This is a genomic window from Flavobacterium sp. PLA-DH12, from assembly GCF_059511845.1.
Genome location: NZ_JCAMPD010000002.1, coordinates 673,229 through 685,942 on the forward strand (window position 1 = coordinate 673,229; position 12,714 = coordinate 685,942).

The following is a 12,714-nucleotide window of genomic DNA, read 5'->3' on the forward strand; positions in this document are numbered from 1 at the left end:
CGCAAAAAAAAAGACTTTGTGTCTCTCTGTGTAACCTTTGTGCATCTCTGTGGTATAATTTTTAAAACTTCCAAATTCCATAAACCTGAAAATAATTAAAATTCTGTTCAAAATTAATCACATAACGCGCACCTAAACTTGGTCCGATTCTAGCAAAACCAGCTGTTAGATCAAATAAAAGTCCTGCTTTAACATCTGTAAAATTATTTTTTATGGTATTTGAATTTGTTGTCGAACTGATTAAAGAATTTCCCTTATCGCCTTCGTAAGTATCGACTGTGATCGTTTGATTTTGTTCTGAATATACGTTGACATTTGCCTGAATTCCTGCTCCAACTCCGATATAATTATTGATGTTGTAGCGAATTAAAACTGGAATTTCCCAATTGATATTTTTATTTTCGGTTGCAGTTGTGGTTCGCACCAATTGCCTTGTTACGTTGGCATTTGTAGTAAACTCTTCGGAGACATTTACGTCACTATTGTATTTGTTTAAAGCATTTTCCCATTCTACCTGCCAATAAAAGCGATACGATTTAAAAGGCGAAAGTGTTGCGCCCACAAAATAACTGGTCGATTTATCTAAATCGGGATAAAAATTATAACCCGCTTTTGCGCCAATCGAAATTCCGGGCAAGAATCGGGTAGTGGCATAATTGGTAATGATGGGTTCATTTTTATCAAAAATAATAGCAGTTCGGCTTTTGGTTTTTACTTTATGAAAATCTTCGCCAAACTTCATAGAGTATTTCACAAAACCTTTTGTCGAATCTTTTTCCTGTACATTTTTCTGTTCGCTTCCAGGCAGATAAATATTTTTGAAGGTAAAAATAATTTGTTTTTGTTTGATAATCGTATCCAAACAGCTTATCGTAGGTTCTTCACCTTTTGGGCAAATTGGACATTCGGGATACATGCTTTCAATCTGAAAAGTTTTTTTGTCGAACATCTCTGGAACATCGGTTTCCAAACGAATTTTCCTTGCAGGACCTTCACCATTATTCTGAAAACGCGTTTTAAAATTTACTCTTTTAAAACGCACTAATCTGTAATTCATAAAACTTCCGTTAGAACCCATTTTGTTTGGATCATGAGAAGTCACAATTTCCATTTCCAGATTTTTTACTTTGTGGTTTTTATAACTTCTATTCGGCACAAAAATACCTCGCATTGTAACAGTTGCACTGGTATCCTTTATCATTTCGGGAGTAGTTTTGAAAGTATAAAATACATTTCGGGTTTCTCCAGGATTCGCATCATCAAATTCTAAAATCGAAACATTATGATACGTTTTATTGGCGTCGAAAAGAGAAGCGTCTAAATCTTCTTCGGTTGTGGTATTTCGGTATTTTTTGGTTTTAGAATTCCCTTCGGCGGAAGCCAGAAAATTATTCGAATCATTTAAATCATCAGCCGCAGCGACCAAGTTTTCTTTTACTTCACGTTCGCCCGCATAAGTTCTAAAATCGCTTAACTCGAAATTATTGTGTTTAAATTGCTTTTCATTATAAAACAAATAAAGCTTTCCGCTAGAAACATAATTCTCCAGATTTTGATAACTCACAACGACTACCATTTCCTGTTCTGGAATAGGATCACAGTTTTTAATAATCGCAAAACCATTCTGATCGGCAATAGAAGCAATGTCTTTATAATTCGTATCTGTAATGTCGTTTACGGCCACTTTTTTAGGGCGAGTTGCTGGAGGTTTTCCGTTATCGTAATTATTGGTTACAGCAAGTCTTGTGGTGTAAGTGCCCTTGTTTTTATAAACATGTTTAGGTTCGGCTTCTTTACTGTAATGACCGTCTCCCAATTCCCATAAATAAGAATAACATGGTTTTGGCGCACCTGCAATCGGAATCAAAGGCGGTGTTTCGGGTTTAAAAGAAACCTGATTTCCGTTTTGGATAAAACCTATATTGGCTCTTCGGGTTATGGTGTCTTTCACTTTGGTTTGTCCTATTGAGAGAATAGAAAATAAAATAAAGAAAATAGACAGTTGTGGTTTCATAACTAGATAGTTTTGAGGTTTAAAAATTTCTGAATGAAATCTCAAACAAGATTAAATGTAAAAAAAAGTGATGAGCAAATCACCACTTTTTCTCAAAAAAAGCATTTGTAAGCTACTGTATGGCATTAATTGCTGCAATAAGTTGAGCTTCGGTACCGACTGTTGTTTCGGATAAATTAAATTCGTAAACCGCATTAGCAGAAATTGTCACTCCTTTTATCGCATAACGCCAGTTACCATTATCTTCAGTAGCAAAAATGATGTGGCAAGCTAATCCGATCGGAATTTGCCCATAATGCTCGCTAAATAAACCTTCAGTGGTAAACGTATCCAACTTAGCAAGAGCATTTGTGCCTTCTCCATCATAAGAAAGATAAACAGCACTGTTTGTATTATTGTATCCATCTGGAACATCTACCAAAAGAGTTGTTTTTGGTCTTGGATCGCTGTAAAAACGGTCTACGTTTGTCCATCCAAAGTTTCCAAAAGTTACATAATAATTGTTTCCTTCGCCTTGTACGCCACCTTTTCCGCCGGTTCCGTCAGCATTTGCTTTTGCTTCTCTCCAAGCCAATTCGCCATCTTCATCAATAACTCCAGTCCATAAAGTCATTAAATTATCAAAACCATTTGTTAATGTAGTCGGAACAATCATGTTCATGCTACATGAAGTTTGTAATTCGACTCCCCCCTGAGTTGCTTTGATGAAGAATTCTCCTCCAGAAATCAAAAGATTTTTCTTTCCGTCTGCTGTAATTCCCATAGTTGGTTTGTTGGTTACCAGCATATTTCCTTTGTCAAAAAGTTCAATGTACTCGATGTCGACTTGTCCCGTTACTGGATTTCCATTTTTGGTTAAACAGTCTCCATTAATGTTAAGTTTTACACCTTTAGCCGAAGTTAAAGTGACAACACCATTTCCTGCGGTCATAGTAAAATTTTGCGTGTTTCTTTTTACTCCTTTTTCGCTAATGCTTTTAAATGCTGCCGAAGTTGGTGGAGAAAGTTTAATATCGTCTCCGTCAGTATTGTCACAACTTGCAAACGCTGTCATAGCTAGTATTAAAAGTCCGATTTTTTTAAAATTTGTTTTCATAATTTCTAGTTTTTTATAAATCTGTTCTGAATCTTTTCAGAGGATTTTCAGATTTGGTTAATTAATTTTTAGTTAAATCAATTCGGGTTTGATTTTGTTACCCTTCTTTTCTAAAAATATTTTTAAGAGGCTTGTATATCGCTATATCAAGGGAGTATAAAATTTGTTACCCATCTTTTTTGTTTTAAGCAGAAATGCATTTGTCTTCAAATAGATTTCCGTCTTCGTCTATGGCAACCAAAATGTTTTTTTTGCGAGAGAATTTCAGAATAAGATAAATCCAGACAATGGCCCAAAAACCGAAAGTGATGATGCTAAGAAATAAATGAAAAGCATGATTTATGGTTTTCTTTTCTTTAGACAAAACCACATAAGGCAGTTTCTCATTTTGTTCTGTAATTACAAAACCATTGCGTGTTTTGGCGGCGATTATTTCGTAAAACCGATCTAGATTTTTTTCGTCTATAAACTGATAACTTTCCATTTCTTTTAATTTTTTAAAGGTTTTTAAAAGACTTTTGTTTCGTTATATACAATTGATTGTATTATTGTTACCTCTTATTTTAAAAGTTTTTAGGATTCTTTTTTTTAAATTAGCTGTAAAATGTCTTTTTATGGATCAAAATAAAATTCATCCTGATCAAAAATATATCGACGGACTTGCTGCAAACGATTCAGTGATTATCGAGATGATATATAAAAAATTTGCGCCCAAAGTCGTGCAGTTTATCACCAATAACTCTGGAGATAAAGATCAGGCGCAGGATGTAGTTCAGGAAATCATGATTCTGCTTTTTAATCAGGCGAAAGCTGGTAAACTTTTTTTAACCTGTCCTTTTGATGCTTATTTTTTCTTATTGTGCAAAAGACGATGGCTAAACGAATTGAAAAATTCTGCTAATAAAGGGGTAACAATTTATGAGAATGTAGTATCTATCAATGAATCTGCTCACGAATTGGTTGCACAAGCCGAAGAATTTGATGAAAAACAGAAACTTTTCGAAACTATGTTTCAGAAACTAGGAGAGAAATGCCAAGAAGTTTTGAAACTTAGTTTTTCTTTAAAATCAATGGAAGAAGTGGCCGAGAAACTCAATGTGACTTATGGTTATGTGCGTAAAAAGAAATCTTTATGCGTGGGCCAGCTGACGCAGTGGATTCAAGAAGCGAAAAATTTTAACTCTTTAAAAAACAATTAATCATGAACGAAGAACGCTATATATTATTTGATCAATATCTTCAAGGCGAACTGACCGTTGATGAAAAACACAATTTGGAGAAACAACTATCTGAAGATCCAGAATTGGCTTCAGAATTTGAAAGTTTCAAAGAAATGCATTTTCAATTGGAAAATAAATTTGGACAAGAAGAAGAGAGAGAAGTCTTTAAAGAAAACCTCACTAAAATTTCGGATAAATATTTCCATAAGAAACAAAACAAAGTGGTTTCGCTTAAACCGTGGTATTTTGCGGCGGCAGCATCTGTGATTATTATGTTCGGACTGTTTTTCTTTGATTATAAACATTATCCTAATTTTGAAGATTACAATCATCCGGAAAGCGCTTATTTTACAGAAAGAGGTGTGTCTGAGGCTATTTTAAAACAAGCAGAGAATAATTTCAACGGAAAAAGATATGAAACCGCGATTCCGATTTTTGAAATGATTTTGAAAGAAAACAATTCAGACGAAATTAAATATTTTTATGCAGTATCCTTATTGCAGGTTGACAAATATGTAAAGGCAGAAACTATTTTTAAAGAATTGGAAGCAGGAAATTCTGTTTATAAAGAAAAAGCAAAATGGAATCTGGCTCTATCTAAGCTAAAACAAGGAAAATATAAAGAATGTAAAGACATTTTACAGACTATTTCTCAGGATTATGAAGACTATGATCAAGTAGAACAGCTCTCGGAAGAATTGGACTAAAATACAATTATTAAGAAAAATTTTATCCGTTTACGGAAAACCTCAATCGAATTTGGAATTTTAGTTCTAAATTCGATTTTCTTTTTAAAGGAATTCGCCCAAAACATTTAACCTAAACCTACCCTATTAATGAAGAAGTTTGCATTGTTGCTTTTTATTGTTTTTTCTCATAGCATTTTTAGCGCTACTAAAATTACAGAGACCGAAAAGCTTTATGCAACCTGTAAAGTCTGGGGATTTTTAAAATATTATCATCCAAAAGTTGCTGGCGGAGAATTGAATTGGGATAATGAGCTTTTGGAAAAATTGCCTAAAATAGAAAAAGCGCAAACCAAAGAAGAGTTTTCATTAATTCTGGAAAATTGGATCGATGATTTGGGGCCTGTAAAAGAAATAGCGCCAATTGCAATACCAAAAGACGTAAAGTTCTTTGATAAAAATTTTGATTTAAGTTGGATTAATAGCGACAAACTGTTTTCAAAAAAGCTTTCAAAGAAATTAAAATTTATTGAAGAAAATAGATTTCAAAATAATGAAGAATTTGGGCCAAGTTTTGACGGTTTTAAAAATTTAAAAAACTATTTTAATCTTGATTACACTAATAGAAATTCAAAGCTTTTAATGTTTTATGCATATTGGAATGTGGTAGAATATTATTATCCGTACAAATACATAATGGATCAGAAATGGGATAAAACTTTAAATGAGTTATTGCCTTCTGTTGTTGAGTCCAAAACGCCAGAAGATTTTTATAAAGTATTGAGAAAAGCAGCAGCAAAGCTCAATGATACTCATGTTGAGTTTCATATATATCCATCATTAGAAACAGCAAAAAAGAGTTATTATCATTTTCCGGCAACAGGAAAAATAATGGACGAAAAATTGGTAATCACAGAGATTTTAGGAGATAGTCTTGCAGAGGTCGACAATATTAGAATCGGAACTGTAATTACTAAAATAAATGATAAGAGCATTAAAGAAATTATTGAAGAGAAGAGAGATATTGTTTCTGCTTCAAATGAGGTTGCTTTTCTGGATAAAGCGCTGCGCACAATTTTAATGAGCGAATCTGAAAAGGTAAACGTAGAATTCTTAAAAGATGGAAAATACGAAACAAAGTCAATGACTTGGTTTAACTATCACGATTCACATCGAAATGAGTTTAAAAAAGGAGCTCAAAAAAAGAAAGATAAATTTAAACTGCTCGACAATAATATTGGCTATGTTAATATGGGAGTGATAAAACCCAAAAACATTCCAGATATGGTTGAAGCTTTAAAAAATACAAAGGCAATTGTTTTTGATATGAGAAATTATCCGCAAGGTACTTATGCAGAAATTTCGAATTTTTTAAATGCTAAAGAAGAGAAATTTGTGATTTATACTTATCCCTATTTAAATTATCCAGGTAAGTACTATTGGACGGATGGAAGAAATGCAGGATTTGAAAACAAAGACCATTATAAAGGAAAAGTGATTGTATTGCTTAATGAAGATTCTATAAGCCAGTCAGAATGGACGGCGATGTGTTTTCAAACAGCAGGAAATACCACAATTATTGGAAGTCAGACTGCTGGAGCAGACGGAAATGTTTTTGAATTTGATTTTAGTGGTTATCACACTAATTTTTCTGGTATTGGCGTTTACTACCCAGACAGAAGAGAAACCCAACGTGTAGGAATTGTACCTGATATTGAAATAAAACCAACAATTTTAGGCATTCAACAAGGTAAAGATGAAGTTTTGGAACGGGCTTTGCTATATATAGAAACAGGAAAATAACTCCAATTATCGTTCTGAAGAACGAGGGATCGCACTAGCTGATCGAGAGAAAAAATGGGGGTTTTCTCCTCGAAGCTTCTTGTGAGATCCTTCGTTCCTCAGCATGATAAAAAATTGGTTATTATTATTCAGACCTTTGTAAAAGTTTAAACTTTGACAAAGGTTTTTCTTTTTAATCAAATACAGAAAATCCATTTTTATAAGTGTTTTCACGAAGCGAATCCCTTTTCATCTGCGTACCAATCGTGCGGAATTGCTATTCTTTTAATATTGTCGTAATTTTGCTACTTTAAAATTATAGACTTGAATTCAACACCCGTTATTACCGATACCCATACCCATTTGTATTCTGAAGAATTTGATCAGGATCGTGACGAAATGATTCAGCGCGCTATTGATGCCGGAATTACCCGTTTTTTTATTCCTGCAATCGATGCTGCCGCGACTCAATCTATGTACGATTTGGAGAAAAATTATCCTGAAAATATATTCTTAATGATGGGTTTGCATCCCACTTACGTGAAAGATAATTATCTGGAAGAATTGGCGCATGTTGAAAACGAACTGTCCAAAAGAAAATTCTATGCAGTTGGTGAAATCGGGATCGATTTATATTGGGATAAAACGCATTTAAAAGAACAGCAAATTGCGTTTAAAAGACAAATTCAGCTGGCAAAACAGTACAAATTGCCAATCGTAATTCATTGCAGAGAAGCATTTGATGAAATCTTTGAAGTCTTAGAGGAAGAAAAATCTGAAGATTTATTTGGGATTTTTCATTGTTTTTCCGGAACTTTAGAACAAGCAGAGCGTGCGATTTCTTACAATATGAAATTAGGAATTGGCGGTGTTGTTACTTTCAAGAACGGAAAAATAGACCAGTTTTTAAATCAAATCGATTTAAAATACATCGTTTTAGAAACAGATTCGCCGTATTTAGCCCCGATTCCTTACAGAGGAAAAAGAAATGAAAGCAGCTATTTAGTCAATGTTATTGCCAAATTAAGCGAAATTTATAATGTTTCTGCCGAAGAAATTGCAACAATTACAACTCAAAATTCAAAGGACGTTTTTGGTATTTAACTTAAGCCTTACAAAACTTTAATTTTTTTTTTGTTCTTTTGCCCACTTAAACCCAAATAAATAATGCAGAGATTTGATGCCATTCGACCGTTTTATGATTCCGAAATAAATGAAGCACTTCATGGTGTGGTAAATCATCCTATGATGAAAACCATGATGAACTTTACTTTTCCGGATGTGGAAGATGAGGTTTGGAAGGAACAATTAAAGAAAACACATTCTATTCGTGATTTTCAATGCAATTTTATTTACAATACAATCCAGAAAGTTTTAGAAAAAAGCTCTGAAGGTCTTACAACTTCAGGTTTTGAAAAACTGGAACCTAATACTTCTTATCTGTTTATCTCAAATCATAGAGATATTCTTCTAGATACAACCTTATTGAACGTTTGTTTGTTCGAACATGGTTTGGTAATGACAGCTTCGGCAATTGGTGATAATTTAGTGAAGAAAGCTTTCTTGGCAACTTTAGCAAAATTAAACAGAAACTTTTTGGTTTTAAGAGGATTAACGCCTCGAGAAATGCTGCAAAGTTCCAAGTTATTGTCTGAATATATGGGACAATTATTGCTTCGCGAAAATCGTTCGGTTTGGATTGCACAAAGAGAAGGAAGAACAAAAGACGGAAATGACGAAACCAATCCAGGTGTTTTAAAAATGATTGGAATGGGTTCTGACGAAGAAAACTTAATGGATTATTTCAAGAAATTAAAAATTGTTCCAGTTTCTATTTCTTATGAATATGATCCTACCGATGTTTTGAAAATGCCACAATTAATGGCAGAAGCGAACAACGAAGTTTACGTAAAAGACAAAAACGAAGATTTCATGACCATTATAAGTGGTATCATGGGAACTAAGAAAAGAATACATATTTCTGTTGGCGATGTTCTAGATACAGAAATCGATCAGATTGTGGCTGAAAATGACAATGCAAACAAGCAAGTTCAGGCTTTGGCACAAACTATTGATGATGTTATTTTGAAAAACTACCAATTATGGCCAACAAACTTTATTGCTTACGATATTTTAAACGAAACAGACAAGTTTGCTCACAAATATAAAGAAAGCGAAAAACAGCTTTTTGAGCGTCGTTTAGAAATGAGAATCGGAAGCGATAATCCTGTGACAAGACAAGGATTTTTGGCTATGTACGCTAATCCTGTTGTCAATAAATTGAAATACCAAGATGTCATCTAAAGCAAGAATACTATTAGTTTATACGGGAGGAACCATCGGTATGAGCAAAGATTTTGAAACTGGAGCGTTGAAAGCCTTCAATTTTGGTAAATTAATTCAGAAAATCCCGGAAATTAAACAATTGGACTGTGAAATCGAATCGATTTCATTTGAAGATCCAATTGATTCTTCGAATATGAATCCCGAAATGTGGACAAGAATTGCCACCATTATCGAGGAAAATTACAACGCTTACGACGGATTTGTTGTCCTTCACGGATCAGATACCATGTCGTATTCGGCTTCGGCATTGAGTTTTATGCTGGAAAATTTAGCAAAACCAGTTGTGTTTACAGGTTCGCAATTGCCAATTGGAGATTTGCGTACCGATGCAAAAGAAAACCTGATTACAGCAATACAAATTGCTTCACTTTTAGAAGACGGAAAGCCTGTTATTAATGAAGTTTGCCTGTATTTTGAATACAAATTATATCGCGGAAACCGAACTTCTAAAGTAAATGCTGAACATTTTAGGGCTTTTACAGCGCCAAATTATCCTGAATTGGTAGAATCTGGTGTTCATTTAAAACTAAACAGACATTTATTCCTTCCTGTAAATAAAGATGCAAAACTGATTGTTCATAAAAATTTAGACAATCACGTTGCCATAATCAAAATGTTTCCTGGAATGAGCGAAGTAGTTTTAGCTTCGATCCTTTCTACTAAAGGATTGCGAGGGATTATTCTAGAAACTTACGGTTCTGGAAACGCTCCAACCGAAGATTGGTTTTTAAATCTAATAGAAAAAGCCATTAAATCTGGAATGCATATCGTAAACGTAACCCAATGTTCTGGAGGAAGTGTCAATATGGGACAATATGAAACGAGTACTGCTTTAAAATCGCTAGGGGTTATTTCTGGAAAAGACATCACGACAGAAGCAGCAATTACTAAATTAATGTATTTGTTAGGACATAATATTCCGCAAAACGAGTTTAAAGATATTTTTGAGACTGCACTCCGTGGTGAGATATCTTAAATTTAAATTACAATATTTTAAAAATCCCAAATTCCAAAATCTAAAGTTGGAATTTGGGATTTTTCTTTTTTAGTAAATTAACCTGCTAAGTTTGTCATTTCGACGAAGGAGAAATCTCCACAAGTAACTCCGTTCCAATAAGCCAACCTTTGTCGAGTTTCTCGCGAAGATTTCTCCTTCGTCGAAATTGTAAAAGTCACTTATTTCGGTAACGGATTTATCATTTCGATTGGCTTTTTTCCATCAATGCCTTGGTGTGGTCTTTCGTGATTATAGTAATATAAATATTGTAATAATTCTTCTTTTAACTCTTCTTGAGAATCAAAATCAGTATCTCTTAATAAATCATCTTCCAGAGTTCTCCAAAAACGCTCAACTTTGCCGTTTGTTTGTGGACGATAAGGTTTTGTATACCTATGCAATATTCCTAATTCCATCAGCATTCTTTCAAATGGATGATTGTTTTTTACTTTGCTTGTTTTAGGTCCAAACTCAGCTCCGTTATCAGATAATATCTCTTCAAATTTTATCTCATAATGACTGCTTAAGATGTTTAAGCATTTTAATGACGCAAACATTACTGTTAAACTCGTGATATCTGAGACTAATTCCGCCCAGGCAATCCGGCTGTAGTCGTCAATTACACATACTAAATAGAGTTTTTTGTTTTCTCCGCGAATTATGCTTTTGCTTAAATAATGACAATCAATATGACCTAGCTGTCCCATTCTTTCCTTGATTATTTTCTGATGATTCTTTTTAATCTTCGGAGTTAATCTATTTATTTTATGCCGTTTTAAAATATTATAAACTCCAGAATATGATGGTGTGTGTTTTCCTAATTTGGGATTTAAGATACTAACAATTTCATATTTGTTGTTTCCTTTTTCTCTTAATTCTATTACTTTTTGCTCTATAAAAGGCAAAGGGCGTCTGGTTTTATATTTTGGACCCCGCTTCTGAGGCAATAGATCTCGAGATTTTCCGCTCTGCTTATAGCGATTATAATACTTTAAGAAACTTTTTCTGCAGGTGTCATTTGCTGTGTAAAAATCCATCGCCTTTTTATAAAGTGGATGAGTTTTATTTTTTACCTGCTCATATTCTTTTATCAAGAAACGATATTTCTCTAAATAGTTCCGCTCTAATGTGCAATCTTGACTATTATTTCTCATCGTAACAAAATTTATTAAATTTAAATTTTGTTACCGAAATATCTAACCTTTACAGAAATGACAAGATTGTGTGCAATTGGAATTTGGAACTTCTTTTTTTAGAACCTTTAAAACTTGGAATTTCTATACTCAACCGGACAAGTCTCCAAATCCTCCTCTGAAGCTTTTTGTTTCTTGTAATACACATAAACAATAACAGAAAGAATACAAATAATTCCCTGAATGGCAACGGTAGTTCTTACACCAAGCGAATGAGAAACATAGCCGATAATTAAACTTCCAACAGGAATCATTCCCTGATACGCCATCATATAATAACTAATACTTCTAGAACGCATACTAACAATACTATGCGTTTGAATGTAAATATTGATGGATGAAGTTTGTCCCATCATTCCGATTCCGCTCAACGTCATACAGATCAATGCAATTGTAATACTACTTGAAACTGCTAGAATAATAATGCTAAAACCCAACAATAAGCTGGCTGCAATCATTAGTTTTCCCATATTTTCAGACGATTTTAAATTGGCCAAATAAATTGCTGATATAACAGAACCAATTCCGGCCGCACTCTCAAACCAGCTGAAAGTTTCGGCATTTCCACTAAAAATATCTTTGGCAAAAACAGGCATTAAGGTGTTAAAAGAAATTACAAACAAACTGCTACAAGTTAGCATCAAAAGCATTCTTGCCATTTCGCTTTCTTTTTTCACATAATCAAGGCCTTCTATAAGATCGTCCAGCATATTTAATTTGTTTTCGGCTTTAATGTGTGGTGTGATTTTCATCATCATTAGCGAAATCAATACGGGTACATAACTAATAAAGTTCCCGATAAAACAAATATCTTCTCCATATTGATGCAGAATAATCCCCGCAAGCGCAGGTCCAGCGATTCTTGCAAAATTGTTTAAAGTGGAGTTAAGCGCCACAGCATTTGGAAGATCTTCTTTATTATCGACAATATCAATCATCATGGTTTGGCGGCAAGTCATATCAAAAGCATTGATAATTCCCTGAATTAAACTCAATGCTAGAATAAAATTGATATTATAAATTTTAAGATAAATAAGCAAAGCCAAAGCTCCCGCTTGAAGCATTGCCAAAGATTGCAATACCATCATGGCACGGTGTCTGTCATAACGGCCAATAATGCTTCCTGCAAGAGGTGCCAGAAATAAAGACGGAATCATGCTTAAAAAAGTCGCTAATCCCAGTAGAAAAACAGATCCAGTTATGCTATAAACCATCCAGCTTACGGCGGTTTTCTGCATCCAGGTTCCAATTACTGAAACAGATTGTCCATAAAAGAACAACTTGAAATTTTTTGATTTTAACGCTTTAAACATAGTCCTAAATATTTAATACAAAGGTCGGGATTATGATTTCATTAGAAAAATTAATAATTTTACTGAT

The 12,714-nt window shown here is 33.7% G+C and carries 11 protein-coding genes; 6 read left to right on the forward strand and 5 right to left on the reverse strand.

Annotated elements, in window-relative coordinates; translation table 11 throughout:
- Positions 1–61: 61 nt before the first annotated feature.
- The 3 genes from AC5ZCW_RS06065 to AC5ZCW_RS06075 all read right to left on the reverse strand — a co-directional run bounded on the left by AC5ZCW_RS06065 (position 62) and on the right by AC5ZCW_RS06075 (position 3,594).
- Positions 62–2,014: a PKD domain-containing protein gene (locus AC5ZCW_RS06065; protein ID WP_496118498.1), complete on the reverse strand. Its 1,953-nt coding sequence runs from the start codon at positions 2,012–2,014 to the stop codon at positions 62–64.
- Positions 2,015–2,126: 112 nt separating this feature from the next.
- Complete coding sequence (locus tag AC5ZCW_RS06070; protein ID WP_496118500.1) at positions 2,127–3,110, reverse strand: hypothetical protein; 984 nt, start codon at positions 3,108–3,110, stop codon at positions 2,127–2,129.
- A gap of 184 nt (positions 3,111–3,294) precedes the next feature.
- Complete coding sequence (locus AC5ZCW_RS06075; RefSeq protein WP_343540475.1) at positions 3,295–3,594, reverse strand: hypothetical protein; 300 nt, start codon at positions 3,592–3,594, stop codon at positions 3,295–3,297.
- Between the two features lie 130 nt (positions 3,595–3,724).
- Here AC5ZCW_RS06075 and AC5ZCW_RS06080 point away from each other — a divergent pair, with 130 nt between their 5' ends.
- The 6 genes from AC5ZCW_RS06080 to AC5ZCW_RS06105 all read left to right on the forward strand — a co-directional run bounded on the left by AC5ZCW_RS06080 (position 3,725) and on the right by AC5ZCW_RS06105 (position 10,120).
- Positions 3,725–4,309 (forward strand): RNA polymerase sigma factor, encoded by a 585-nt coding sequence (locus tag AC5ZCW_RS06080; protein WP_177211300.1) that lies wholly within the window; start codon positions 3,725–3,727, stop codon positions 4,307–4,309.
- 2 nt (positions 4,310–4,311) lie between these two features.
- On the forward strand, positions 4,312–5,037 hold the full coding sequence (locus AC5ZCW_RS06085; protein WP_343540473.1) for a CDC27 family protein: 726 nt from the start codon (positions 4,312–4,314) through the stop codon (positions 5,035–5,037).
- A gap of 129 nt (positions 5,038–5,166) precedes the next feature.
- Positions 5,167–6,819 carry a S41 family peptidase gene (locus AC5ZCW_RS06090; protein ID WP_496118503.1) on the forward strand — a complete coding sequence of 551 codons (1,653 nt, stop codon included), beginning with the start codon at positions 5,167–5,169 and terminating at the stop codon, positions 6,817–6,819.
- Between the two features lie 303 nt (positions 6,820–7,122).
- Positions 7,123–7,902, forward strand: a complete 780-nt coding sequence (locus tag AC5ZCW_RS06095) for a TatD family hydrolase (protein ID WP_496118505.1) — start codon at positions 7,123–7,125, stop codon at positions 7,900–7,902.
- Positions 7,903–7,965: 63 nt separating this feature from the next.
- Positions 7,966–9,102 carry a 1-acyl-sn-glycerol-3-phosphate acyltransferase gene (locus AC5ZCW_RS06100; protein WP_343540468.1) on the forward strand — a complete coding sequence of 379 codons (1,137 nt, stop codon included), beginning with the start codon at positions 7,966–7,968 and terminating at the stop codon, positions 9,100–9,102.
- Positions 9,092–10,120 carry an asparaginase gene (locus AC5ZCW_RS06105; protein ID WP_496118507.1) on the forward strand — a complete coding sequence of 343 codons (1,029 nt, stop codon included), beginning with the start codon at positions 9,092–9,094 and terminating at the stop codon, positions 10,118–10,120. Before AC5ZCW_RS06100 ends, AC5ZCW_RS06105 begins: the two co-directional genes overlap by 11 nt.
- Positions 10,121–10,320: 200 nt before the next feature.
- On the opposite strand, the gene AC5ZCW_RS06110 is transcribed toward AC5ZCW_RS06105, so the two are convergent.
- Positions 10,321–11,295, reverse strand: coding sequence for an integrase core domain-containing protein (locus tag AC5ZCW_RS06110; RefSeq protein WP_496118509.1), 975 nt, complete (start codon positions 11,293–11,295; stop codon positions 10,321–10,323).
- Between the two features lie 107 nt (positions 11,296–11,402).
- Positions 11,403–12,647 (reverse strand): MFS transporter, encoded by a 1,245-nt coding sequence (locus tag AC5ZCW_RS06115; RefSeq protein ID WP_343540466.1) that lies wholly within the window; start codon positions 12,645–12,647, stop codon positions 11,403–11,405.
- Positions 12,648–12,714: the final 67 nt, after the last annotated feature.

Excerpts from the sequence above, each read along its gene's own strand:
- AC5ZCW_RS06110 (WP_496118509.1), bottom strand. The coding sequence starts at position 11,295 with ATGAGAAATAATAGTCAAGATTGCACATTAGAGCGGAACTATTTAGAG.
- AC5ZCW_RS06105 (WP_496118507.1), top strand. The coding sequence starts at position 9,092 with ATGTCATCTAAAGCAAGAATACTATTAGTTTATACGGGAGGAACCATC.
- AC5ZCW_RS06115 (WP_343540466.1), bottom strand. The coding sequence starts at position 12,647 with ATGTTTAAAGCGTTAAAATCAAAAAATTTCAAGTTGTTCTTTTATGGA.
- AC5ZCW_RS06080 (WP_177211300.1), top strand. The coding sequence starts at position 3,725 with ATGGATCAAAATAAAATTCATCCTGATCAAAAATATATCGACGGACTT.
- AC5ZCW_RS06075 (WP_343540475.1), bottom strand. The coding sequence starts at position 3,594 with ATGGAAAGTTATCAGTTTATAGACGAAAAAAATCTAGATCGGTTTTAC.
- AC5ZCW_RS06085 (WP_343540473.1), top strand. The coding sequence starts at position 4,312 with ATGAACGAAGAACGCTATATATTATTTGATCAATATCTTCAAGGCGAA.
- AC5ZCW_RS06070 (WP_496118500.1), bottom strand. The coding sequence starts at position 3,110 with ATGAAAACAAATTTTAAAAAAATCGGACTTTTAATACTAGCTATGACA.
- AC5ZCW_RS06065 (WP_496118498.1), bottom strand. The coding sequence starts at position 2,014 with ATGAAACCACAACTGTCTATTTTCTTTATTTTATTTTCTATTCTCTCA.
- AC5ZCW_RS06100 (WP_343540468.1), top strand. The coding sequence starts at position 7,966 with ATGCAGAGATTTGATGCCATTCGACCGTTTTATGATTCCGAAATAAAT.
- AC5ZCW_RS06090 (WP_496118503.1), top strand. The coding sequence starts at position 5,167 with ATGAAGAAGTTTGCATTGTTGCTTTTTATTGTTTTTTCTCATAGCATT.